The following is a 22,619-nucleotide window of genomic DNA, read 5'->3' on the forward strand; positions in this document are numbered from 1 at the left end:
GATGATTGCCGCCGCGTGACAGCGGCTCGAAGTTTGTAGTCCGGGTCGAAACCCGGTAACGGCATGCCACAACTACGCGACCATCGGCCTCGCCGCCGCGACCCGGTCGAGCGCCGTCATCAGCTTGTCGCGATCGAGCGGCTTGACCAGAAAGCCGTCCATACCCGCCGCGAAGCAGGCCTCACGATCTTCTGCGAGCGCATTCGCCGTTAGCGCCAGAATCGGCGTGCGGCGTCCGTCGCCGACGGCCTCCTGCGCGCGGATCTGCCGGCTGGCGGCGATGCCGTCGCTGGTCGGCATCTGCACGTCCATCAGCACCAGATCGAAGGGCGCGCCGTCGGCCGCGGCCGCGCGCCAGCTTTGCAGCGCCTGCTCGCCATCGCCGGCGACAGCCACGCGATGACCGAGCCGAGCCAGCAGCGAGCGGATCAGCAGCGCGTTGATCTCGTTGTCTTCTGCGACCAGCACGGAGAGCCGCCGGCCGCCTGGCGCCGTCGCATCCGTTGCCGCGGTCTCCGGCGGATCGCCGTCCGCGATCCCCGGCGCGACGGTGTCGATCAACGACCCTGCCAGCCGCGCCGACAGCGAGGCCGCCCGCAGCGGCTTGACGAGATAGCCGGTGAATGCAGGTGGCAGATCCGGCAATAGTTCGGAGCGAGCGGCAGGCGTCAGCATGACGACGCGTTGCGCCGCATGCGGTCGGGCACTCCGCGCCAGCGCCTCGGCCGCATCGGCGCCGAAGCCGGCATCGATCAGGATGGCCGACCAGGCGCGTTCGGGCAGCGCCGTGCGCGCGGCGGAGAGTTCGGACAACGCCAGCACGTGCGCGCCCCAGCGCTGCAGCCGCTGGGCGACCAGCGTCGCCTCGATGGTCTGCGGCGCCGCGATCATGATCGACTGACCGGTGAGGTCGGGCGGCTGGACAATGGGGGAGGCGCCGGAATCGTCCGCCGCTGTGAGCGGGATCGAGGCCGTGAAGGTGGAGCCTCGTCCCGGCTGGCTGTCGAGTGCGATCCGACCGCCCATCCGCTCGACGATCCGCTGGCTGATACTCAGCCCCAGCCCGGTGCCACCGAAGCTGCGGGCGATGCCGTCGTCGGCCTGTTCGAATTCGCCGAAGATCCGCGTCTGCGCCTCACGGGCGATGCCGATGCCGGTGTCGCGCACCGCGAAGCTGATCTCGCCGTCGCGCTCGCCCGGCTGGACGATCAGCACGACGCCGCCGACGGACGTGAACTTGATGGCGTTGCCGGCGAGATTGAGCAGCACCTGGCGCAAGCGCGCCGCGTCGCCGATCACCCGCGACGGTACCCGGTCATCGATATCCGCCGCGATCTCCAGCGCGCCCGCCTGCGCCCGCGGCGCCAGCAGCTCGACGATGTCCTCGATCAGGGCGGTCAGCGCGAACGGCCGGCTGTCGAGTTCGAACCTGCCGGCCTCGATCCGGGAATAGTCGAGCAGCTCGTCGATCAGCGTCGCCAGCGCGTCGCCCGAAGTCTTCACCGCGCGGGCGTAGGTCGCCTGCTCGGGCGTCAGCGCGGTGTCGAGCAGCAGGCCGCTCATGCCGATGATGCCGTTCAGCGGCGTGCGGATCTCGTGTGACGCCATCGCCAGCAGCCGCGATTTCCGCCGCGTTGCGTCTTCGTCGCGGCGTGGCGCGTCCGCTTCGTCGCGAGCTTGGTGGAGGACGCGCGCGCGTTCCTCGGCATCCCTCAGCTCCCAGTTGCGGTCCGCCAGCGTCTCGTTGTGCCGCTCCAACGCCTGTAGGCGCCGGCGCAACCAGCGCAGTCGTATGCTCTGGACGGCGAGGCCGAGGCAGGCGAGCGCGAACAGGAAGCTCGCACCGATCGCGAAAGTATGCGGGTTGTAGCCGGAGGATTCGGCGCGGCTGCCGATGATGAACCCATAGGCGCCACCGAACGCCGCCAGAAAGATCATGCTCCAGCGCAGCGCGAACACAAGCCGCGGAAACCGTCCGGCGAACGCGCGCCGTCTCGATCTGAATCGCAACCACCGCTTCATTCGCCAATCCGATCGACCATGCCGGAGTCGCCAGCATCGGCACTCGACATTGCAAACAGCTTGAAGCGCGCGATGGTTGCGATGCGCTCTGCCGACAGGGTTGACCGAACCTTAAGACCGGCTGCCGATCGAGGCGGTGGCGATCGGTGCGTGGCGGCTGGAGGAGGCGACCAGAAGTGCGGCCGCCTCGCGCGCGGTGAAGCTGTTGGCCCGCACGAAGATCCGGTAGTCGATCCTGCCATCGTCGTCGTGGGTGAGGTAGATCACCGCATCGGTCGCCGCCGGATTGGTGGTGATCGCCACCAATCTCGATTCGGGCGCCGACACGCAGCCGCCGGGTTCGTCGGTGACGACGTCGTCGGTGACGGCGAAATCGGCGGCATCGGGACTGTCGACGATCTGGACCCGCACCGTGGCACGCGCCGGATCATCGGTGAAGCCGACATGGATTTGGGCGCGCCCCAGCGCGGGTGCGATCTGCACCGACCGATCGCCCACGGCAATGCAGGGCGGCGGGCCGGCGATCAGCTCGCCGCGGGCAAGCAAACCCACGACGAGGAGCGGAACGGCGGAGGCCAGAACTCGGATACGCAACATCACATCCACCCGCAACGCCAGCCCCGATACGCAGGGCTATGGTTCGCAGATGGTAAACGGAACTCGTTACCGTCAGGTTGACGAGATGGACGGGTGATTCACCATGATGATGCGGCGTGGTTCAGGCGGCGCGTCTGACGTCCTCTCCCAGCGCGCGATAGGACAGCGCTTCGGCCAGATGCAGCCGGCCGATCTTGTCGGCGCCGTCGAGGTCGGCGAGGGTGCGGGCGACGCGGAGGACGCGATGATAGCCGCGCGCCGACAGCCGCATGGTCTCGGCCGCGTCGCGCAGCAGCTTCAGCCCGGCGGAATCCGGCTGGGCGGTGGCTTCCAGCGCGGCGGCCGGCGCCTCGGCATTGGTGCGGAATTGCGGTAGCCCGATCGCGGCATAGCGTTGCCGCTGCACGTCGCGCGCGGCGGCAACCCGCGCCGCCACTTCGGCGGAGCCTTCCGCCGCAGGCGGCAGGATCAGATCGGCGGCGGTGACCGCGGGCACCTCGATCCGCAGGTCGATCCGATCCAGCAGTGGCCCGGAAATGCGGGATTGATAGTCCGCACTGCAGCGCTCGACCCGCCCGCGCTTGCAGGCATAGCCCGGTTCGTAGGCGCGGCCGCAGCGGCACGGGTTCATCGCCGCGACCAACATGACCCGGGCCGGGTAGGTGACGCGATGGTTGGCACGCGACACCGCGACTTCGCCGGTTTCGAGCGGCGCCCGCAACGAATCCAGAACGCGGGGATCGAATTCGGGGAGTTCGTCCAGGAACAGCACGCCCTGATGCGCCAGCGAAATCTCACCGGGTCGCGCCTTGATGCCTCCGCCGGTCAGCGCCGCCATGCTGGCGGAATGGTGTGGCGCGCGGAACGGGCGCTTCGCCGTCAAAGCGCCGTCGCGGATCTCGCCGGCGACCGAGGCGATCATCGAGACTTCGAGCAATTCGGCCGGGGACAGTGGCGGCAGGATCGACGGCAGCCGCGCCGCCAGCATCGACTTGCCCGCGCCGGGCGACCCCACCATCAGCAGATGGTGACCGCCTGCGGCGGCGATCTCCAGCGCGCGCTTGGCGCTCTCCTGGCCCTTGATGTCGCGCAGGTCGAGGGTCGAACTCTCGGCCTCGTGGACCCGCGGCTGCGGCCGGCTGAGAAGCTGCGTCCCTTTGAAATGATTGGCGATCTGGATCAGCGACCGGGCCGCGATGATCTGGATGTCGGGGCTCGCCCAGGCCGCCTCGGAGCCGCAGGCCGCCGGGCAGATCAGGCCCTCGTCGCGGGCGTTGGCGGCGATCGCGGCCGGCAGCACGCCGGCCACCGGCGCGATCGAGCCGTCGAGGCCGAGTTCGCCCAGCACGGTGAATCCCGCCAGCGCGTCGCCGGGGATGGCGCCGATCGCCGCCATCAGCCCGAGCGCGATCGGCAGGTCGTAATGGCTGCCTTCCTTCGGCAGATCGGCGGGCGCGAGATTGACCGTGATGCGTCGTGCCGGCAGCGCCAGGCCCGAGGCGATCAGCGCCGAGCGAACCCGCTCGCGGGCTTCCGACACCGCCTTGTCGGCGAGGCCGACGACGGCGAAGGCCGGCAGCCCGGGCGAGACCTGGACCTGGACATCGACCGCGCGCGCGTCGATGCCTTCGAAAGCCACCGTGGACACGTGCTGAACCATGACGTCCCCCTGCGATCCGAAGGTTAACGCGGTTTCCAGGGGGTCGCAAGAACATTAGAAGAACAAAGTTCCTTGGCGACCGGCCCCAGCCTCATGCCGACTTCTTCATCCCTGTCTCGAGCGCAATCTCGGTCAGGTCGACTTCGAGCCGCGCCATCATCAGCAATTGCACGGCGGACGGGATACGGAGCTCTTCGGCCTGCTCGATGGCGCGGTTGATCGTCGTCGCCAGCGTGTCGATCGACACGGAGCGGGCGCGGGCGCTAGCTTCGGCCGCGACGGGCGCGTTGGAGCGTGGGGTGGATTGAGTGCTCATGACAGCTCCATGATGTTGGGAAGGGGATTGCGGTCGACATTGTCGAGGCCCCGCCACTGCAGCGCCGGGCCGGGGACCGACCGGCGCGCGCAGATCTCCAGCCAGGCCTGATCGTCGACATCGACCAACACCGCGGTGGTCGACATGCCGGCGATGTCCTGTGGCAGTCCGAGCGGACGCGCGCGCCAGCCCTGATCCAGCAGCCGCGGCAGCCACCAGGTTTCCAGCACGATGGTAAAAGCCGACAGGCCGATGGCGAGGCCGTATTCCATCGCTGCAGCCTGGATCACCGCCTCGGCGCGGGGCCCGGCGTGCTCGCCCCGCCTGTTCGGGACGACGAAGATCCGCGACAATTCGTAGACGTCGGGGCGCCGCACCGGAGTTTCCAGTGCGAGCTGCGGGAAGACGTCGCTCAGCAACGTCGGCGACGTCGTCGGTACCATCCGCATGCCGGCGACGATTTCGCCGTTCTGTAGGCCGAGCAGGTACACCGTGTCATCGGTGTCGAACTGATCGATCTCGCTGCCATCGGGCCGAGCCAGTTCGGTCCACTTCCGTTCAACGACATAGATCTGGTGGCGAATACGAAACTGCTGCTCGATCAGATCCGCGTAGAACTCGCGGTTCTCGCGGCGCACGACGTGAACGTCCATTGTCCTCTCCCCGGTAGTCCCGGGGATGAGAGTGACGTGGTGGTCGGTTGCGGCCTACTGTCCGATCGGACAGGTCACAGCCGGATCAGTCCGAGTGACAGTGCCTTGGCGACGGCGGCCGTCCGGTTCACGGCATTGAGTTTGCGGGACGCTTCGATCAGGTGGAACTTCACGGTGCGCTCGGCGATGCGGAGAATCATAGAGATCTCCCATGCCGTCTTGCCCTGCGCCGCCCACGACAGGATCTCGCATTCGCGAGAGGTCAGCAGCCGGCGCTGTGGCTTCGGCCGGTTGAGCGACCGAAGCCGGTTATGGGCATAGACGCCGATCAGCTGCATCGCGCCTTTGGCGGTCGGATCGAGGTCGGGCGCCTCGCCGGCCATGCTGATCATGGCGCCGCCGTCGTCGTAATGCAGCGGAATGCAGTAGCCGCGGACCAGACCGAACTCCGCCGCGTCGGTCATGACCTGGTGCGCGGCCCGATCTCGCTTGCGATCGTAGGGTGCGTCCGACCATTCGAACGGCTGCACCGTGGCGGCGCCGTGGCGGGGCACCGGATCGACCGCCATGTAGTTCCGGCCGACATAGAGTTCGAACCAGCCGCGCGGCCAGCCGTTCGCCAGGGTCAGTTCGGCAAGCCCGGCGCCGGGCGCGGGCAGTGCGGCCATGATGTAGGCGCTGAAGCCGGCGCTGGCGATGTGGGATTCGAACTGTCGAACGAGGGATGGAGCGTCGAGCCGGTCCGCGGCGTCGACGAATTCCAGTGCGCGCCGTCCCCAAAGATGACTTTCGCCCGCCAACATCGCCCGACGCTCCGCCCGCACCCCACTACTTCTGGAGCGGCGTCACCGAACTAGCAAGAGGGGACAATCGATACTAACGTCAAACAGGGCCGCGGCGAAACGTCCGGTTCATGATCGCTTTTGCTCAATCACGTCCCAGACCCGGGCGGCGATGTCCGGGCCGCCGAGCCGCGCCACGGCGCGAATGCCGGTCGGCGAGGTGACGTTGATTTCGGTGAGATAACCATCGATCACGTCGATTCCGACCAGCAACAACCCGCGCTCGCGCAGCTTGGGGCCGAGCGTCGCGCAGATGGCGCGCTCGCGCTCCGACAGATCGGTCGCCGCCGCGGCTCCGCCGCGCACCATGTTGGAGCGCAGATCGTCGGCCGCAGGCACCCGGTTGACCGCGCCGGCGAATTCGCCGTCGACCAGGATGATGCGCTTGTCACCGTGCTTCACCTCGGGGAGGAAGCGCTGGATCACCCAGGGTTCGCGGAAGGTGACGGCGAACATGTCGTACAGCGAGCCGAAATTGATGTCCTGCGGCAGCACGCGGAACACCGCGGCGCCGCCATGGCCGTGCAGCGGCTTCATCACCACGGCGCCGTGCTCGGCGCGAAACGCATTGATCTCGTCGAGATTGCGGCTGATCAGCGTCGGCGGCATCAGCTCGGCGAAGTCCATCACGAACAGCTTTTCCGGCGCGTTGCGGACGCTGGCCGGATCATTGACGACCAGCGTCTGCGGATGAATCCGTTCCAGCAGATGGGTGCTGGTGATGTAAGCCAGGTCGAACGGCGGGTCCTGGCGCAGCAGCACCGCGTCGAAGCTGCGCATGTCGATGCGTTCGGGCTCGCCCAGCGTGAAGTGATCGCCCTCAAGATCGCGGACGCTCAGGCTTTGCGCGGAGGCCACAACGTCGGTCCCGCGCAGCGAGAGTTTGTCGGGGGTGAAGTACGAGATCGCATGGCCGCGCTTCTGTGCTTCGAGCAGCAGCGCGAATGTGGAATCGCCGCGGATGTTGATCCGCGCGATGGGGTCCATCTGGACGGCGACCTTCAATGTCATGCAGAGCTTCCAGGGTTGCGGGCGGAAAGGGCTATCGGCCGATCGGATGCCGCGGTCAAGGACCGGCGATCAGGACCGGCGGGTCAAGGGCTCGCGTCGAACGCCGCCGGCAAATGCTGCGGCAATCGCTTCGGCGCCACCAGCACCGCGTCGAAGCGCAGCTCGAACGTGGCGTGGTCGGGATTGGCCATCAGCCACGCCTCGGCGGCGGCGATGATGCGTTGCTGCTGTCGGGGCGTCACCGCATAGGCGGCGTCGTCGAGCCGGGCGCGCGCCTTGACCTCGACGAAGGCGATCAGCTGGCGCCGCTGCGCCACGATGTCGATCTCGCCACAGGGCGTCTTGAACCGTCGCGCCAGGATCCGGTAGCCCTTCGCCATCAGATAGGCTGCGGCGCGGGTTTCGGCGGAGATCCCGGTCTGAAACGCGGCGACGCGGTCAGGCGCCGGTGGATGCTTAGTCTTCGCCATCGCAACTTTCGTCATTGCCGGCCTCGCGCTGTCGCGCCAGTTCGAGCGCGCGGGCGTAGATCTCGCGACGAGGACGCCCGGAGATTTCGACGGCTTGCGCCACCGCATCCTTGACGCTGTCGCGCTGCAACGCGTCGCGCAGCCAGTCGTCGAGCGCATCCTGGGTCATCGCCTGCGCGTTCGGATCGGGCGGCCCGATCACCACCACGAACTCACCGCGCGTATCCAGCGTCTCGGCGGTCTCCGCCAGCGTCGCCAACGGCGCGCGGCGGACTTCCTGATGCAGCTTGGTGAGTTCGCGGCACACCGCTGCGTCGCGGCTGCCCAGAACCTCGGCGAGGTCGCGCAGGCTGTTGTGAATCCGGCTGCCGGCCTCGAAGAGGACCAGCGTCGCGTCGATCGCAGCGAGTTCGTTCAGACGCGCGCGGCGTGCGCCCTGCTTCGACGGCAGAAAGCCGTCGAAGAAAAAACGATCGGTCGGCAGCGCGGCCAGCGCCAATGCAGCGAGCACTGCGGAGGCGCCGGGCAGCGCGATCACCTCGTGTCCGGCATCGTACGCTTCGCGCACCAGCTTGTAGCCGGGGTCGGAGATCAGGGGGGTGCCGGCGTCGGATACCAGCGCGACCGAGCCGCCTTGGGCGAGCTTTTCGAGGATCTTCGGCCGCGCCTGCGCGGCGTTGTGTTCGTGATAGGGTTTGAGCTGCGCCGATATGCCGTATCGTTCGATCAACCGATGCGTGATTCGGGTGTCTTCGCAGGCGACGACATCGACGCCGGCCAAGGTTTCCAGCGCCCGCAAGGTGATGTCGCCGAGATTGCCGATCGGCGTTGCGACCAGGTGCAGGCCGGGGGATGCGCGCCGCGCCGTCAGTTTCTGGCCCGCGACCAGAAACGTCCGCACGTCGGGCTCGGGGATGGACACAGGATCTGCGGAGCTGACGGTTTTTGCGCGCATGGCCACAATCTAGGAGAAAAGGCGGAGTACCGGACAGCACATTCTCGCGGCGCCGATGGCCAGCATAAAGCTTTTGTTTTGGTTAATCATTCGTCGACATTATGATGGGATGTCCGGCGATGGTGGATCAGACCTGAACGACCGGAAATCGGACTGGCGTTGCCGGTCCCTGCAAGAGAGATCATGGCGGAACTGCGCGATCGAAATACCACGTCTCTGCGAACCAGCCGCCGCACGGCGGTCGGATTGATCCTCGGCGCGCCGTTGCTCGGCGCCTGCTCGGGGATGCAGCAGACGCTCTCCAGTCAGTTCGGCCAGCAGCCGACCGCGCCGGAGGCCGCGCAGCAATCGCAATCCGTCGGCAACGGTCGGGTCAAGGTCGGTCTCGTGCTGCCGCTGTCTGCGGCCGGAAATGCCGGCGTCGCCGCGCAGTCGATGAAGAATGCCGCCGAGATGGCGCTCGCCGAGTTCAACAATCCCGACATCCAGTTGCTGGTGAAAGACGATGCCGGCAATCCGCAGGGCGCGCAGGCCGCGACCCAGCAGGCGCTCGACGAAGGCGCCGAGATCATGCTCGGTCCGCTGTTCGCGCAATCGGTGCCGGCTGCCGCCCAGCTGACGCGCGCCCGCGGCATCTCGATGATCGCGTTCTCGACGGATTCGAGCGTCGCCGGCCGCGGCGTCTATCTGTTGAGCTTCCTGCCGGAGTCCGACGTCAACCGGATCATCGGCTACGCGTCGAGCGTCGGCAAACGTTCCTATGCGGCACTGCTGCCGGACAACGCCTATGGCGGCGTCGTCGAGGCCGCCTTCAAGCAGGTGGTCGGGACCAAGGGCGGCCGCATCGCCGCGTTCGAGAAATACGGCGCCGACCGAGCCGGCCCGGCGCGGACCATCGCGCAGGCGCTGTCCGGCGCCGATTCGCTGCTGCTCGCCGATGACGGTGATGCGCTGGCAAGCGTCAGCGAGGCGCTGACCGCGGCGGGCGCCGATCTGCGCCGCGTGCAGTTGCTCGGCACCGGGCTGTGGGACAATCCGCGCGTGTTCGCAACGCCGGCGTTGCAGGGTGGACTCTACGCCGCGCCCGATCCGTCCGGCTTTCGCAGTTTCTCTGGCCGCTACCGCGCCAAATTCGGCCAGGAACCCGTCCGCACCGCGACGCTCGCTTACGATGCAGTGGCGCTGGTGGCGGCCTTGTCGAAGACGCAGGGTGCCAAGCGGTTCTCGGCCGAGGTGTTGACCAATCCGTCGGGCTTCGCCGGCATCGACGGCCTGTTTCGCTTCCGCGCCGACGGCAGCAACGAGCGGGGCCTCGCGGTGATGCGCGTTGCGACCGGCGGCGCCCAGGCGGTGGCTGGATCGCCGAAGAGCTTCGGGGCGTAGTCCCTGCCGTCATAGTCGATCCGGGGCGCCGCACAGCGGCGAAGCCGGAATTCTGGCGTGATGACTACGCCGCCAGATCCGCCACGACGGCATCCAGCACCGGAAAGCCGGCTTGCGTCACGCGCAGCCTTCCGTCGGCGTCGACCGCGATGGCGCCTTCCTCGCGCAGGATCGCGATCCGCGATGGATCGAGCGAACGGCCGGCCAGCGCCTGATAGCGCCGCGGGTCGATGCCTTCGGCGAGCCGCAGCCCCATCAGCAGGAATTCGTCGGCGCGCTCTTCGCTGTTGAGACGGTCATCGGTCACCACGCCGGTGCCGCTCGCTTCGACCCGCATCAGCCAGCTCTCCGGCCGCTTTTCGGTGGCGATCGCGTAGCGCGTGCCGCCGATGTCGAGCCGGCCATGCGCGCCGGGGCCGATCCCGGCATATTCCTGACCGCGCCAGTAGACGAGATTGTGTTTGCACTCGGCACCCGGGCGGGCGTGATTGGAAATCTCGTAAGCGGGGAGTCCGAGCTCGGCGCAGACCGATTGTGTGACATCGTAGAGTGCGCGCGACGCGGACTCGTCCGGCGTCTGCAGCTTGCCGGCGCGATGCAGCGCAAAGAACGGCGTCTCGGCCTCGATCGTGAGCTGATACAGCGACAGATGTTCGGCCGCCTCGCCGATGGCGCGGCGCAGTTCGGCCTCCCACATCGCGGGAGTTTGCCCCGGGCGCGCGTAGATCAGGTCGAACGAATAGCGATCGAACGCCGCGCGCGCGATCGCCACGGCTTCCATTGCTTCCTGTGCCGTGTGCAGGCGGCCGAGCGTCTTCAGCGAGGCGTCGTCGAGCGCCTGCACGCCGAGCGAGACGCGGTTGACGCCGGCCGCGCGATAGCCGCGAAACCGCGTCGCCTCGACGCTGGTCGGATTGGCTTCGAGGCTCACTTCGACATCGGGCGCGACGCGCCAGTATTTGCCGATGGCGTCGAGGATGGCGCCGACGGTCTGCGGCTGCATCAGCGACGGCGTGCCGCCGCCGAGAAAGATCGACGTGACGTCCCGCGGACCGATCCGCTGCGCGGTGGCTTCGATCTCGCGGGCGAAGGCGCGAGCGAAGCGGTCCTCGTCGATCGCGGCGTGCCGGACATGGCTGTTGAAGTCGCAATACGGGCACTTCGACAGGCAGAAGGGCCAGTGCACGTAGACACCAAAGGCTTGGACGCCGAAGGCGCGATCGGATTCAGCGCCCAAGGCAGATCTCCGCCAGTTCGACGAAGGCGCGGGCGCGATGCGACAGGCCGAGCCCGAGCGGCGGCAGGCCGTGCTTCTCGAGGCTGGTCATTTCGCCGAAGGTGCGGTCATGGCCCTCCGGCAGAAAGATCGGGTCGTAGCCGAAGCCGGCACTACCGCGCGGCGGCCAGACCAGCGTGCCGTCCGCCCGCGCCTCGACCTCCTCGACATGGCCGTCCGGCCAGGCGACGCACAGCGCCGAGACGAAATGCGCGCCGCGCCGATCCGGCGTCGTGGCACCGCGCTCCTGCAGCAGCCGTTCGATGCGGGCCATCGCGGCGTTGAAATCCTTGCCCTCGCCGGCCCAGCGCGCCGACAAGATCCCAGGGGCGCCGTCGAGCGCATCGACGGCAAGTCCCGAATCGTCTGCAAAGGCAGGGAGTTGCGCGGCCTGCGCGGCGGCCTCGGCCTTGATGCGGGCGTTGGCGCGAAAACTGTCGCCGGTTTCGTCCGGTTCGCCGAGCCCCAGTTCGCCGGCCGACACCGCGGCGATCCCGTAGGGGGCCAGCAGTTCCCGCATCTCGGCGAGCTTGCCGGGATTGTGGGTCGCGATCACGAGCTGGCCGCTGATTCGTCGATGCATGGCGGCGCTAGCGTAGCTCAGGAGCGGCCGCGAATGGGTGGCAAGAATGACTCACGCCACCGCCATTTTCTGCAGATCGACCAGCCGCGCCACGCCCTTCTGCGCCAGCGCCATCAGCGCCAGGAACTCGTCCTGCGAGAACGGCGTCTTCTCGGCAGTGCCCTGCACCTCGACGATCCGGCCGTCGCCGGTCATGACGAAATTGGCGTCGGTTTCGGCTTCGGAGTCCTCGGCGTAGTCGAGGTCGAGCACCGGGGTGCCGTTGTAGATTCCGCAGGAGATCGCTGCGACGTTGTCGCGCATCACCTGGCCTTTGAGCATGTTGCGGGTCTTCATCCAGGCGAGACAGTCGGCCAGCGCCACCCAGGCGCCGGTGATCGAGGCAGTCCGGGTGCCGCCATCGGCCTGCAGCACGTCGCAATCGACCGTGATCTGGCGCTCGCCGAGCGCCTGCAGGTCGACGATGGTGCGCAGCGAGCGGCCGATCAGGCGCTGGATCTCGACGGTGCGGCCATTCTGCTTGCCGGCTGCGGCCTCGCGCCGGGTGCGTTCCAGCGTGGCGCGGGGCAGCATGCCGTATTCGGCCGTCACCCAGCCACGGCCCTGGCCCTTCAGCCACGGCGGCAGCCGCTCCTCCAGGGTCGCCGTCACCAGCACATGGGTGTCGCCGAATTTAACCAGGCAGGAGCCCTCGGCGTATTTCACGACGCCCCGCTCCAGCGAGACGGCGCGCAGTTCGTCGGGCGCACGGCGGCTTGGCCGCATGGGAAATCCTCCGTCAATTTCGGGAAATGGCGATCTGGCTGCCTTTTAGGGGCGGAGCGGCGCAGCGGCAAGGGCGCTGGCAGAACAGCCGTCCTTGCGCCACCTGCCGACTTGTAACCGGACGCCGGCGACGACAGATTAGAGGGGAACGGAGGACAAATTGGCTCATCATGAACCGATCGGCCTGATCGCGCCCAATACCGGACTGGCGCAGCTCAACGAGCGCTCGCGGGATATCTTTCGCCAGATCGTCGAAAGCTACCTGGCGACCGGGGAGCCGGTCGGCTCGCGCAATATTTCGCGTCTGATTTCGATGCCGCTGTCCCCGGCCTCGGTGCGCAATGTCATGGCCGATCTGGAGCAGCTCGGGCTGATCTACGCCCCGCATACCTCCGCTGGCCGCTTGCCGACCGAACTCGGCCTTCGCTTTTTCGTCGATGCACTGATGCAGGTCGGGGATCTGACCGAACCGGAGCGGCAATCGATCCAGGCGCAGCTGTCGTCGGTCGGCCGGGCACAGACCGTCGAGGCGGCGCTCGGCGAGGCGCTGACCCGGCTGTCCGGCCTGACCCGGGCCGCCGCGGTGGTGCTGACCGCCAAATCCAACGTCCGGCTCAAGCATCTCGAGTTCGTCCGGCTGGAGCCGGAGCGGGCGCTGGTGATCCTGGTCGCCGAAGACGGCCAGGTCGAGAATCGCGTGCTGGCGCTGCCGCCGGGGGTTCCCTCATCGGCGCTGACCGAGGCCTCGAACTTCCTCAACGCCCGGATCCGCGGCCGGACGCTGGCCGAAGCGCGGCTCGAACTCGAAACCATGCTGTCGCAGGATCGCACCGAGCTCGATCAGCTCACCCAGAAGGTGATCTCGGCCGGGATCGCCAGCTGGTCCGGTGGCGACGGCGAAGACCGCCAGCTGATCGTGCGCGGCCACGCTAATCTGCTCGAAGACCTGCATGCGATGGAGGACCTCGAGCGGGTCCGGCGGCTGTTCGACGATCTCGAAACCAAGCGTGGCGTGGTCGATTTGCTCGGTCGCGCCGAGAGCGCCGAAGGCGTTCGGATCTTCATCGGCTCGGAGAACAAGCTGTTCTCGCTGTCCGGGTCGTCGACCATCATCGCGCCCTACAGCGACGGCGCCGGCCACATCGTCGGCGTGCTCGGCGTGATCGGTCCGACCCGGCTGAACTACGCGCGGGTGATCCCGATGGTCGACTATACGGCGCGCATCGTCAGCCAGATGCTGGGCGGCTGATGCGATGCTGCGGCGGCACGCTTGCGCTCGGGCCGTAGCTTTCTGATCCGGCATGACTTTCCCCGACTCGCGGAGCCGCGTTCGGGATCATGCGGCGGCCGCCAAGCTTGATTTTCACGGCGCAAACACGATATCCCGGCCAACCCATTCCCGACCGATCCAGACTTTTCTCTCAGAAGGTAGCGTGATGACCGATTCCAACGGACCGAAGGACAACAACCAGGACCAGGCGCAGGCAGCCGCCGATCCGGTGGTTTCCAAGCCGTACATCATGCCGGACGACCCGGAAGACGGCGCCAACGAGGCGCTCATCAAGGAAGCCGCCGAAGCGCGCGACAAGATGCTGCGCACGCTGGCGGAAATGGAGAATTTGCGCCGGCGGACCCAGAAAGAGGTCGCTGATGCACGGACCTATGGGGTCAGCGCGTTCGCCCGCGACGTGCTCGAGATCGCCGACAATCTGCAGCGCGCGCTCGACGCCGTGCCGGCCGAAGCCCGCGCCAATGCCGATGCCGGTCTCAAGGGGCTGATCGAGGGCGTCGAACTCACCGAGCGTTCACTGATCAACGCGCTGGAAAAGAACGGCGTCCGGAAATTCGATCCGTCGGGAGAGAAGTTCGACCCCAATTTCCAGCAGGCGATGTACGAAGTTCCGGATCCGTCGGTGCCCGCCGGCACAGTCGTGCAGGTGGTGCAGGCCGGCTTCATGATCGGCGAACGCGTGTTGCGCCCGGCGCTTGTCGGCGTTGCGAAGGGCGGCGCGAAGCCCGCGCCCGCGGCGACCAACGGCACCGATACCACCGCCTGATCAGCGCGCCTTCAGCCCGTCGCGCACCTTTCGGAAACGCGGAAACGCGTCGGACCAGAGGTCGCGCGGCGAGCTGCCGATCACCCGCATCGCCACGCTGGCATTGCCGAACCGCAGCCACTGCACGACCGTGACGGGGGTGTTGTCCTTGCCGCTGACGGCTTCGATCCGGGTCTCGAAGCCGGGCAAGCCGTCGATCCGCATCGGTTCGGAGGTTGTGATCCTGGCGTCGCGCAGACCCGGGATAGTGGCGGCGGCCTGCTGGGCGAAGCGCGCACGATCATCGGTCTGCTCCGGCACCGAGCCGATCAGGCCGAGCACCATGAACGGCGCGCCTTCGATGCCGGTGTCCTCGTTGCCGTCCGCGAGCAGCAGCGCGGCGCCCGGCGCCAGCGTGCGCACGGTCTTGAAGTCGCCCAGCTCGCGGATGTCGAAGGGCATCTGCGCGACCTGCTCCTCGACCGGCACCTGCTGTCGCACCGAGACGGAGCTCAGCATCTTCTTCACTGCCTCGTCCGAGTAGGTCTTGGCCGCGCTGTCGGCGACCTGCACCGCCACATAGCCGGAGAACGCCTTGCTGCCCGACACGATCAGCGAGTAGCGACGGACCTTGTCGGCGCCGACGACGCCTTCCTCGGCGGTGTAGTAGGCGGTGCCGGCGGTGGTCTCCAGGCTCTCGGGTTTCACCTTCCCCATCGCGCCTTCGGGCACCGCCTTGAAGGCCGCCTCGACCTCGCCGAACGCCGGACCCGGCAATTCGGCGAGCAACACCTTGACGCCGTTGTCAGCCGTCTCGAATCCGAGAAAGGATTTCGACTCGGTCATCCCCGGCATCGGCGTGACACCGACGCGAATGCCGCGCGGATAGACGGTGTCGGCCGCCGCAGGCGTTGCGGCAAGCACCAGGGCAATCGCAAGAAGGCGCGCTATCTGTCTCATGGAAGGCTCTACTGAAGTCGCATTGAGGCCGTTCGATGGTCGATGGCCGCTGCCCGTCGGGGCCGCAGGGTCGCAGACGTGACGGCCTATCGCCACCTGATCACGTCCTGCGGTCGGGTCAAGGCGCAACCGCACACTGGGACGACCGGCCGCAAGCGGGCCGTGCCGTGCTGCAAAACCACCGACCCCGGCGGCCCCTCGGAGACCGATGATGATTCATCAAGCCGATGTTTTCGTAGGCGAGGCTGCCCGCCAGTCCTTGCAGCCCCCACCCCCCCTCCTATATGAGGCTCACCGCCGCACAATCGCGAGCATTTGATATTTGGGGGTTGGGGCTGGTGCGCCGTCAGGGCCCGCCCGACTCGCCGCAAAAAGAAGGATATGAGCACCATGGGAAAGGTCATCGGGATCGATCTCGGCACCACCAATTCGTGCGTCGCCGTCATGGACGGCAAGAATTCCAAGGTCATTGAGAACGCAGAGGGCATGCGCACGACCCCCTCGATCGTCGCATTCAGCGACGACGGAGAGCGGCTGGTCGGTCAGCCCGCCAAGCGCCAGGCCGTCACCAATCCCGAGCGCACCTTCTTCGCCGTGAAGCGCCTCGTCGGCCGTCGTTACGACGACCCGATGGTCGAGAAGGACAAGAAGCTCGTTCCCTACAAGATCGTCAAAGCCTCCAATGGCGACGCTTGGGTCGAGGCCGACGGCCAGACCTATTCGCCCTCGCAGGTTTCCGCCTTCATTCTGCAGAAGATGAAGGAGACCGCGGAAGCGCATCTCGGCCAGAAGGTCGATCAGGCGGTCATCACGGTCCCCGCTTACTTCAACGACGCCCAGCGCCAGGCCACCAAGGACGCCGGCAAGATCGCCGGCCTCGAGGTGCTGCGCATCATCAACGAGCCGACCGCGGCCGCTTTGGCCTATGGTCTCGACAAGACCAAGGCCGGCACGATCGCGGTCTATGACCTCGGCGGCGGCACCTTCGACGTCTCGATTCTGGAGATCGGCGACGGCGTGTTCGAAGTGAAGTCGACCAATGGCGACACCTTCCTCGGCGGTGAAGACTTCGACATGCGTCTGGTGAGCTACCTCGCCGACGAATTCCAGAAGGAGCAGGGCATCAACCTGCGCAACGACAAGCTGGCGCTGCAGCGGCTGAAGGAAGCCGCCGAAAAGGCCAAGATCGAGCTGTCGTCGACCACGCAGACCGAGATCAACCTGCCGTTCATCACCGCGGATCAGTCCGGTCCGAAGCATCTGACCATGAAGCTCACCCGCGCCAAGTTCGAGGCGCTGGTCGACGATCTGGTGCAGAAGACCATCGAGCCGTGCCGCAAGGCGCTGAAGGATGCCGGCCTCACCGCCGGCGAGATCGGCGAAGTGGTGCTGGTCGGCGGCATGACCCGCATGCCGAAGGTCCAGGAAGTGGTGAAGCAGCTGTTCGGCAAGGAGCCGCACAAGGGCGTCAACCCGGACGAAGTCGTTGCGATCGGCGCGGCCATTCAGGCCGGCGTGCTGCAGGGCGACGTCAAGGACGTGCTGCTGCTCGACGTGACCCCGCTGTCGCTCGGCATCGAGACGCTGGGTGGCGTGTTCACCCGGATCATCGAGCGCAACACCACGATCCCGACCAAGAAGAGCCAGGTGTTCTCGACCGCGGAAGACAATCAGAACGCGGTCACCATCCGGGTCTTCCAGGGCGAGCGCGAAATGGCGGCCGACAACAAGATCCTCGGCCAGTTCGACCTGATGGGGATTCCGCCTGCGCCGCGCGGCATGCCGCAGATCGAGGTGACGTTCGATATCGACGCCAACGGCATCGTCAACGTCTCGGCCAAGGACAAGGCGACCGGCAAGGAGCAGCAGATCCGCATCCAGGCATCGGGTGGTCTGTCCGATTCCGACATCGACAAGATGGTCAAGGATGCCGAGGCCAACGCCGCCGAAGACAAGAAGCGTCGTGAAGCCGTCGACGCCAAGAACCACGCCGACGCGCTGGTGCATTCCACCGAGAAGGCGCTGGCCGAACACGGCTCGAAGGTGGCGGAGCCTGAGCGCCGCGCCATCGAAGACGCGCTGAGCGATCTGCGCGAATCGCTCAAGAGCGACGACGCCGAGGTGATCAAGGCCAAGACCAACACGCTGGCGCAGGCTTCGATGAAGCTCGGCGAAGCGATGTACACGCAGCAGGCAGAGTCCGACGCGGCCAAGCACGCCGCCAAGGACGACATCGTCGACGCCGACTTCACCGAAGTCGACGACGACAAGAACAACAAGAAGTCAGCCTAAGGACCTCATGACGGATGACGTGACCCCCATCTGACGAACGCGCTTGCGGACTTCAGGTGGGGGTTGCTTTCGTTGGGCCTGGGACGGCATGAAGAATGCTCGTTCCCTCGAGGGTCAATTGGATCGAGCAGGTTTGACGGATGTCCACCACCAAGCGTTGCTACTACGAAACTCTTGAAGTCGAGCGGAGCGCCGACGAATCGACGCTCAAAAGCGCGTTTCGCAAGCTGGCGATGAAATGGCATCCGGATCGCAATCCGGGCGACGCCTCCAGCGAAATCAAGTTCAAGGAAATCAACGAAGCCTACGAGGTGCTCAAGGACGGCGACAAGCGCGCCGCCTACGACCGCTACGGCCATGCCGCGTTCGAGCAGGGCATGGGCGGCGGCGGTCCGGGCTTCGGCGCCGGTTTCGCCTCCTCGTTCTCGGACATTTTCGAAGACCTGTTCGGCATGGCCGGACAGCGCGGGCGCGGCACCGGCCGCGAGCGTGGCGCCGACCTGCGCTACAACATGGAAATCACCCTCGAGGACGCCTACAAGGGCAAGACCGCGCAGATCGAGATTCCGGTCTCGGTCACCTGCGAGTCCTGCTCGGGCACCGGCGCCAAGGCCGGCACCAAGCCGAAGACCTGCTCGACCTGCGGCGGCGCCGGCCGCGTTCGCCAGGCCCAGGGCTTCTTCACGCTGGAGCGCACCTGTCCGAGCTGCCAGGGCCGCGGCCAGATCATCGAGGACCCCTGCCCGTCCTGCACCGGCTCCGGCCGCGTCACCAAGGAGCGGACGCTGTCGGTGAACATCCCGCAGGGCGTCGAGGACGGCACCCGAATCCGCCTCGCCGGCGAAGGTGAGGCCGGCGTCCGCGGCGGCCCGCCCGGCGACCTCTACATCTTCCTGTCGCTCGCCTCGCACGCCATTTTCCAGCGCGACGGTGCCGATCTGCACTGCCGGGTGCCGATCTCGATGGTGACGGCGGCCCTCGGCGGTGAATTCGAGGTGCCGACGATCGAGCGCGGCAAGACCAAGGTGAAGGTGCCGTCGGGCACCCAGACCGGCCGGCGATTCCGCATCGCGGGAAAAGGCATGCCGGTGCTGCGGTCGCGCCAGGTCGGCGACATGTATGTCCAGGTTGCCGTGGAAACGCCGCAGAATTTGACCAAGAAGCAGCAGGAGCTGCTGGCCGAGTTCGAAAAATTATCGTCCGGTGCAACCCAACCGGAAGCTGCGGGTTTCTTCTCCAAGGTCAAGGACTTCTTCGGCTCCCGCGCGAACACTCCCTAACCGTCTAACTTGACCCGTTGGGGAGCGCCCTATAGTTGTTCTGTAACAATAATTTGACACTGGGCCAAAATACCTCCCCGGTTTGGTAGCGGAATGGCTTTGCAGTCCACGGTTCGCGCGTTGAAGAAACAGCCTCGTCTCGATGACGAGGTTCGCTTTCTTCGTTCCTGGATCGAAAAGCCGCTCCACATGGGTGCGGTGATGCCGTCGGGCAAGCTGCTGGCCCGAACCATGGCCCAATATGTCGACATTCATTCCACCGGCCCCGTCATCGAGCTCGGACCCGGCACCGGCGCGATCACCAATGCGTTGGTCGAACACGGCGTCGAGCAGAAACGGCTGGTCCTGGTCGAGTACAATCCGAGCTTCTGCGCCTTGCTGCGCGAGCGATACCCGCAAGCCACCGTGGTGCAGGGCGACGCTTACCGGCTGAGGGACTCGCTGTGGGATGTGTTGGCGGAGCCGGCCACGGCGGTGGTGTCGGGGCTACCGCTCGTCACCAAGCCGATGCTGACCCGGATGAAGCTGATCCGGGATTCGTTCAACCTGCTCGAACCCGGCGCGCCGTTTGTGCAGTTCACCTATTCGGTGACGCCGCCGATCCCGAAATCGCTGCCGGGCGTCGCCACCGAGGCCTCCGAACGGATCTGGATGAACATTCCGCCCGCCCGGGTCTGGGTCTATCGCAAGGGCTAAGCTGCTCGCCGATTCCGGCAAACACTCCCGATCGACGCTTTCCTGCCGCCGCACAATCCGAGAAAATCCGGTGTTTCTTCGCCGCCGAACTCCGCTAAACAGAGCGCGGCCGTGGTCGCATGCAGTCCTCTGCGGCAGGAGATCGGCGTCATGTCTGCGGTGAAGATCCTCGTCATTCCGGGCTCCCTGCGCACCGGTTCGCACAACGCGCGGCTCGCCGCCGCTGCGGCGCATGAATTCGCCCGCGCCGACGTCGACGTCACCCGGCTGTCGCTCGCCGATTTTCCACTGCCGATCTACGACGGCGACTTCGAGGCCAAATCCGGTGTGCCGATCCACGCGATCAATCTGAAGCGGATGATCGGCAGCCACCACGGCGTGCTGATCGTCAGCCCGGAATACAATTCGGCGCCGCCGGCGCTGCTGAAGAATGCGATCGACTGGGTGTCGCGCGTTCAGGACCCGCACGAGACGCAGGGCCAGGTGTTTCGCGAGCGCGCCTTCGCGCTGGCGTCGGCCTCCGAAGGCAAGCTCGGCGGCGCGCGCTGCCTTGCAGCTCTGCGACTGATCCTGTCCGGCTGCCGCGCCCCGGTGATTCCCAATCAGCTCGCGCTGTCGTTCGCGCATCAGGCCTATGACGAGGCCGACCACCTGAAGCTGCCGGCCGACGTCGCCGCGATGCAGGCGATGGTCCGGCAGTTGATCGATTTCGCCCAACAGATGATGAGGTAATTGGTCATGGCGCAAGCCGACCCCGCTGATCGCGACCGGCTGATCGTCGCATTGGATGTCCCGAGCGTCGACGCCGCCAAGGCGATGATCGACAAGCTCGGTGACAGCGTCGGCTTCTACAAGATCGGCTATCAGCTCGCTTATGCCGGCGGGCTCGCGCTGGTGCCGCAACTGGTCGATGCCGGCAAGAAGGTGTTCGTCGATCTCAAGCTGCACGACATCGGCAACACCGTGGCGCGCGGCGTCGAGAGCCTGACTGCGCTCGGCGCGACCTTTCTCACCGTGCACGCCTATCCGCAGACCATGCGGGCTGCGGTGGAGGCGCGCGGAACGTCGGGGATGAAGATTCTCGCCGTCACCGTGCTGACCTCCTACGACGATGCCGACCTCACCGACGCTGGCTACGCGCTCGGCGTGCGCGATCTCGTCGAGGCGCGCGCGCGGCAGGCGTTGGCGATCGGCGTCGATGGACTGGTGTGCTCGCCTGAGGAAGCGGCTCACCTGCGCGGCATCATCGGGCCGCGGATGGCGCTGGTGACGCCGGGTATACGGCCGGCGGGCTCGGCCGCGGGCGATCAGAAGCGGATCATGACGCCGGCGCGGGCGATCGCCGCCGGGGCCAGTCATCTCGTGGTCGGCCGCCCGGTGATGGAGGCCGCCGATCCAAAGCAGGCGGCGGAGGCGATCGTTGCCGAAATCGCGCAAGCGAAATAACTGATCAGGGAGAAGACGATGGCCAAAGGCTACTGGGTCGCACGGATCGACGTGCACGATCTCGACGGCTACAAGCGCGACTACGTCGCCCATAACGGCGTGGTGTTCGCCAAATACGGCGCGAAGTTCCTGACCCGCGGCGGCACCTACGAGGCGCATGAAGGCCCGTCGCGCTCGCGCAACGTCGTGATCGAGTTCGCGGACTATGCGACAGCGCTCGCCTGCTATCACTCGCCGGAGTATCAGGCGCTGATCAAGGCGCGCGCGCCGTATTCGCAGGGCGAGATCGTCATCGTCGAGGGCTATGACGGGCCGCAGCCGCAGGCCTGAGTCGTCTGCCGCTGCTTTCGATCAGTTGCCGGGCCCGGTTCGCCCGGCTATACCGCGGGCCTGTCAAAGGATCGCAACCGATGTCCGATATGCGCCTGATCGTTGCCGGGGCCGGTGGCCGGATGGGCCGTGCGCTGACGCGCGCCATTTCCGAGACCAAAGGCGTCGTGCTCACCGGCGCGCTGGAAGCGCCCGGCTCCGAACTGCTGGGCCAGGATGCCGGAGTCCTCGCCGGCCTGCCCGCCAACGGCGTCGAATTGTCGGCCGATCTATGGACGCTGTCGGCGAACGCCGATGGCATCCTGGATTTCACCGTGCCGGGCGCGACCATCGCCAATGTGGCGATCGCGGCGCAGCGCGGCATCGTCCATGTGATCGGCACCACCGGCCTGTCGTCCTCCGACAATGCGGTGATCCAGAGCGTCACCCGGCAGGCCATCGTGGTGAAGTCCGGCAATATGAGCCTCGGCGTCAATCTGCTGGCGGCGCTGACCAAGCGCGTGGCGCAATCGCTCGGCGACAATTTCGACATCGAGATCGTCGAGATGCACCACCGCGCCAAGATCGACGCGCCGTCCGGCACCGCGCTGCTGCTCGGCGAAGCCGCCGCCCTGGGCCGTGGCGTCGATCTCGACAGCCATTCGGCACGCGGCCGCGACGGCCTCACCGGCGCGCGCAAGACCGGCGATATCGGTTTCGCGTCCTTGCGCGGCGGTACCGTCACCGGCGATCACAGCGTGATCTTCGCCGGGCCCTATGAGCGGATCGAGCTGGCCCACAAGGCCGAGGACCGCATGATCTTCGCCCATGGCGCGCTGAAGGCGGCGCAATGGGCGCACGGCAAGAAGCCCGGCCTGTATTCGATGATGGACGTACTCGGGCTCGCCGAATTCTAGAGCGGTTCACCGACTGATTTGAAACGACGCCGTCTTGTCGAGGGCAGTGTCGTCATCCTGAGGTGCGCGCGCAGCGCGCCTCGAAGGATGCGGCAGAGGCGCCCCGTGGCCGATCCTTCGGCCCATCCTTCGAGGCCCTCCGCGCCGCGC

The 22,619-nt window shown here is 66.9% G+C and carries 23 protein-coding genes; 10 read left to right on the forward strand and 13 right to left on the reverse strand.

Going from position 1 to position 22,619, the window contains the following annotated elements:
* Positions 1-72: 72 nt before the first annotated feature.
* From RPB_RS02095 to rsmI, 9 genes are all read right to left on the reverse strand, one after another.
* The gene (locus RPB_RS02095; protein ID WP_011439314.1) at positions 73-2,022 is read right to left on the reverse strand and encodes an ATP-binding protein; all 1,950 of its coding nucleotides are present in this window, start codon (positions 2,020-2,022) and stop codon (positions 73-75) included.
* 111 nt (positions 2,023-2,133) lie between these two features.
* A complete protein-coding gene (locus tag RPB_RS02100; RefSeq protein ID WP_011439315.1) occupies positions 2,134-2,619 on the reverse strand; it encodes a hypothetical protein in 486 nt (161 codons plus the stop codon).
* A gap of 121 nt (positions 2,620-2,740) precedes the next feature.
* Complete coding sequence (locus tag RPB_RS02105) at positions 2,741-4,279, reverse strand: YifB family Mg chelatase-like AAA ATPase (protein ID WP_011439316.1); 1,539 nt, start codon at positions 4,277-4,279, stop codon at positions 2,741-2,743.
* 91 nt (positions 4,280-4,370) lie between these two features.
* Positions 4,371-4,595, reverse strand: a complete 225-nt coding sequence (locus tag RPB_RS02110) for a hypothetical protein (RefSeq protein WP_011439317.1) — start codon at positions 4,593-4,595, stop codon at positions 4,371-4,373.
* Positions 4,592-5,248, reverse strand: coding sequence for an acyl-homoserine-lactone synthase (locus RPB_RS02115; protein WP_011439318.1), 657 nt, complete (start codon positions 5,246-5,248; stop codon positions 4,592-4,594). Before RPB_RS02115 ends, RPB_RS02110 begins: the two co-directional genes overlap by 4 nt.
* Before the next feature lie 74 nt (positions 5,249-5,322).
* Positions 5,323-6,051, reverse strand: a complete 729-nt coding sequence (locus tag RPB_RS02120) for a helix-turn-helix transcriptional regulator (RefSeq protein ID WP_011439319.1) — start codon at positions 6,049-6,051, stop codon at positions 5,323-5,325.
* A 108-nt stretch (positions 6,052-6,159) separates the two neighbouring features.
* Complete coding sequence (gene gshB, locus RPB_RS02125) at positions 6,160-7,101, reverse strand: glutathione synthase (protein WP_011439320.1); 942 nt, start codon at positions 7,099-7,101, stop codon at positions 6,160-6,162.
* A gap of 83 nt (positions 7,102-7,184) precedes the next feature.
* A complete protein-coding gene (locus RPB_RS02130) occupies positions 7,185-7,571 on the reverse strand; it encodes a YraN family protein (protein ID WP_011439321.1) in 387 nt (128 codons plus the stop codon).
* The gene (gene rsmI, locus RPB_RS02135; RefSeq protein WP_041797877.1) at positions 7,558-8,526 is read right to left on the reverse strand and encodes a 16S rRNA (cytidine(1402)-2'-O)-methyltransferase; all 969 of its coding nucleotides are present in this window, start codon (positions 8,524-8,526) and stop codon (positions 7,558-7,560) included. Before rsmI ends, RPB_RS02130 begins: the two co-directional genes overlap by 14 nt.
* Before the next feature lie 183 nt (positions 8,527-8,709).
* On the opposite strand from rsmI, the gene RPB_RS02140 reads away from it, so the two are divergent.
* Positions 8,710-9,909, forward strand: a complete 1,200-nt coding sequence (locus RPB_RS02140) for a penicillin-binding protein activator (protein ID WP_011439323.1) — start codon at positions 8,710-8,712, stop codon at positions 9,907-9,909.
* 64 nt (positions 9,910-9,973) lie between these two features.
* Here the strand turns inward: RPB_RS02140 and hemW are convergent, their stop codons facing one another.
* The 3 genes from hemW to rph are packed head-to-tail and all read right to left on the reverse strand — an operon-like array spanning position 9,974 to position 12,533.
* Positions 9,974-11,146: a radical SAM family heme chaperone HemW gene (hemW, locus tag RPB_RS02145; protein ID WP_011439324.1), complete on the reverse strand. Its 1,173-nt coding sequence runs from the start codon at positions 11,144-11,146 to the stop codon at positions 9,974-9,976.
* The gene (rdgB, locus tag RPB_RS02150) at positions 11,136-11,768 is read right to left on the reverse strand and encodes an RdgB/HAM1 family non-canonical purine NTP pyrophosphatase (RefSeq protein WP_011439325.1); all 633 of its coding nucleotides are present in this window, start codon (positions 11,766-11,768) and stop codon (positions 11,136-11,138) included. The genes hemW and rdgB overlap by 11 nt, the downstream gene beginning before the upstream one ends.
* A gap of 51 nt (positions 11,769-11,819) precedes the next feature.
* Positions 11,820-12,533: a ribonuclease PH gene (gene rph, locus RPB_RS02155; protein WP_011439326.1), complete on the reverse strand. Its 714-nt coding sequence runs from the start codon at positions 12,531-12,533 to the stop codon at positions 11,820-11,822.
* A gap of 160 nt (positions 12,534-12,693) precedes the next feature.
* Here rph and hrcA point away from each other — a divergent pair, with 160 nt between their 5' ends.
* Positions 12,694-13,782 (forward strand): heat-inducible transcriptional repressor HrcA, encoded by a 1,089-nt coding sequence (gene hrcA, locus RPB_RS02160; RefSeq protein ID WP_011439327.1) that lies wholly within the window; start codon positions 12,694-12,696, stop codon positions 13,780-13,782.
* 187 nt (positions 13,783-13,969) lie between these two features.
* Positions 13,970-14,590, forward strand: coding sequence for a nucleotide exchange factor GrpE (gene grpE / locus RPB_RS02165; RefSeq protein ID WP_011439328.1), 621 nt, complete (start codon positions 13,970-13,972; stop codon positions 14,588-14,590).
* Here grpE and RPB_RS02170 read toward each other — a convergent pair whose 3' ends face one another.
* On the reverse strand, positions 14,591-15,529 hold the full coding sequence (locus tag RPB_RS02170) for a hypothetical protein (protein WP_011439329.1): 939 nt from the start codon (positions 15,527-15,529) through the stop codon (positions 14,591-14,593). It abuts the gene before it with no gap.
* 390 nt (positions 15,530-15,919) lie between these two features.
* On the opposite strand from RPB_RS02170, the gene dnaK reads away from it, so the two are divergent.
* The 7 genes from dnaK to dapB all read left to right on the forward strand — a co-directional run bounded on the left by dnaK (position 15,920) and on the right by dapB (position 22,469).
* Positions 15,920-17,821, forward strand: a complete 1,902-nt coding sequence (gene dnaK, locus RPB_RS02175) for a molecular chaperone DnaK (protein WP_011439330.1) — start codon at positions 15,920-15,922, stop codon at positions 17,819-17,821.
* Between the two features lie 140 nt (positions 17,822-17,961).
* Positions 17,962-19,101 (forward strand): molecular chaperone DnaJ, encoded by a 1,140-nt coding sequence (gene dnaJ / locus RPB_RS02180; protein WP_011439331.1) that lies wholly within the window; start codon positions 17,962-17,964, stop codon positions 19,099-19,101.
* A 93-nt stretch (positions 19,102-19,194) separates the two neighbouring features.
* Positions 19,195-19,797 carry a class I SAM-dependent methyltransferase gene (locus tag RPB_RS02185; protein ID WP_011439332.1) on the forward strand — a complete coding sequence of 201 codons (603 nt, stop codon included), beginning with the start codon at positions 19,195-19,197 and terminating at the stop codon, positions 19,795-19,797.
* Between the two features lie 150 nt (positions 19,798-19,947).
* Entirely contained in the window at positions 19,948-20,529 is a 582-nt protein-coding gene (locus tag RPB_RS02190) for an NADPH-dependent FMN reductase (protein ID WP_011439333.1), read from the forward strand.
* A 6-nt stretch (positions 20,530-20,535) separates the two neighbouring features.
* Positions 20,536-21,243: an orotidine-5'-phosphate decarboxylase gene (gene pyrF / locus RPB_RS02195; RefSeq protein ID WP_011439334.1), complete on the forward strand. Its 708-nt coding sequence runs from the start codon at positions 20,536-20,538 to the stop codon at positions 21,241-21,243.
* Positions 21,244-21,261: 18 nt separating this feature from the next.
* A complete protein-coding gene (locus tag RPB_RS02200) occupies positions 21,262-21,573 on the forward strand; it encodes a DUF1330 domain-containing protein (RefSeq protein WP_011439335.1) in 312 nt (103 codons plus the stop codon).
* Between the two features lie 80 nt (positions 21,574-21,653).
* Positions 21,654-22,469, forward strand: coding sequence for a 4-hydroxy-tetrahydrodipicolinate reductase (gene dapB / locus RPB_RS02205; protein WP_011439336.1), 816 nt, complete (start codon positions 21,654-21,656; stop codon positions 22,467-22,469).
* Positions 22,470-22,619 lie beyond the last annotated feature (150 nt).

It is taken from the genome of Rhodopseudomonas palustris HaA2, assembly GCF_000013365.1.
Taxonomy (GTDB): domain Bacteria; phylum Pseudomonadota; class Alphaproteobacteria; order Rhizobiales; family Xanthobacteraceae; genus Rhodopseudomonas; species Rhodopseudomonas palustris_J.

Excerpts from the sequence above, each read along its gene's own strand:
- rsmI (WP_041797877.1), bottom strand. The coding sequence starts at position 8,526 with ATGCGCGCAAAAACCGTCAGCTCCGCAGATCCTGTGTCCATCCCCGAG.
- RPB_RS02185 (WP_011439332.1), top strand. The coding sequence starts at position 19,195 with ATGGCTTTGCAGTCCACGGTTCGCGCGTTGAAGAAACAGCCTCGTCTC.
- RPB_RS02200 (WP_011439335.1), top strand. The coding sequence starts at position 21,262 with ATGGCCAAAGGCTACTGGGTCGCACGGATCGACGTGCACGATCTCGAC.
- RPB_RS02190 (WP_011439333.1), top strand. The coding sequence starts at position 19,948 with ATGTCTGCGGTGAAGATCCTCGTCATTCCGGGCTCCCTGCGCACCGGT.
- pyrF (WP_011439334.1), top strand. The coding sequence starts at position 20,536 with ATGGCGCAAGCCGACCCCGCTGATCGCGACCGGCTGATCGTCGCATTG.
- RPB_RS02170 (WP_011439329.1), bottom strand. The coding sequence starts at position 15,529 with ATGAGACAGATAGCGCGCCTTCTTGCGATTGCCCTGGTGCTTGCCGCA.
- gshB (WP_011439320.1), bottom strand. The coding sequence starts at position 7,101 with ATGACATTGAAGGTCGCCGTCCAGATGGACCCCATCGCGCGGATCAAC.
- dapB (WP_011439336.1), top strand. The coding sequence starts at position 21,654 with ATGTCCGATATGCGCCTGATCGTTGCCGGGGCCGGTGGCCGGATGGGC.
- RPB_RS02130 (WP_011439321.1), bottom strand. The coding sequence starts at position 7,571 with ATGGCGAAGACTAAGCATCCACCGGCGCCTGACCGCGTCGCCGCGTTT.
- rdgB (WP_011439325.1), bottom strand. The coding sequence starts at position 11,768 with ATGCATCGACGAATCAGCGGCCAGCTCGTGATCGCGACCCACAATCCC.
- RPB_RS02110 (WP_011439317.1), bottom strand. The coding sequence starts at position 4,595 with ATGAGCACTCAATCCACCCCACGCTCCAACGCGCCCGTCGCGGCCGAA.
- RPB_RS02105 (WP_011439316.1), bottom strand. The coding sequence starts at position 4,279 with ATGGTTCAGCACGTGTCCACGGTGGCTTTCGAAGGCATCGACGCGCGC.
- RPB_RS02140 (WP_011439323.1), top strand. The coding sequence starts at position 8,710 with ATGGCGGAACTGCGCGATCGAAATACCACGTCTCTGCGAACCAGCCGC.
- RPB_RS02120 (WP_011439319.1), bottom strand. The coding sequence starts at position 6,051 with ATGTTGGCGGGCGAAAGTCATCTTTGGGGACGGCGCGCACTGGAATTC.
- RPB_RS02100 (WP_011439315.1), bottom strand. The coding sequence starts at position 2,619 with ATGTTGCGTATCCGAGTTCTGGCCTCCGCCGTTCCGCTCCTCGTCGTG.
- rph (WP_011439326.1), bottom strand. The coding sequence starts at position 12,533 with ATGCGGCCAAGCCGCCGTGCGCCCGACGAACTGCGCGCCGTCTCGCTG.
- dnaK (WP_011439330.1), top strand. The coding sequence starts at position 15,920 with ATGGGAAAGGTCATCGGGATCGATCTCGGCACCACCAATTCGTGCGTC.
- RPB_RS02115 (WP_011439318.1), bottom strand. The coding sequence starts at position 5,248 with ATGGACGTTCACGTCGTGCGCCGCGAGAACCGCGAGTTCTACGCGGAT.
- RPB_RS02095 (WP_011439314.1), bottom strand. The coding sequence starts at position 2,022 with ATGAAGCGGTGGTTGCGATTCAGATCGAGACGGCGCGCGTTCGCCGGA.
- dnaJ (WP_011439331.1), top strand. The coding sequence starts at position 17,962 with ATGTCCACCACCAAGCGTTGCTACTACGAAACTCTTGAAGTCGAGCGG.
- grpE (WP_011439328.1), top strand. The coding sequence starts at position 13,970 with ATGACCGATTCCAACGGACCGAAGGACAACAACCAGGACCAGGCGCAG.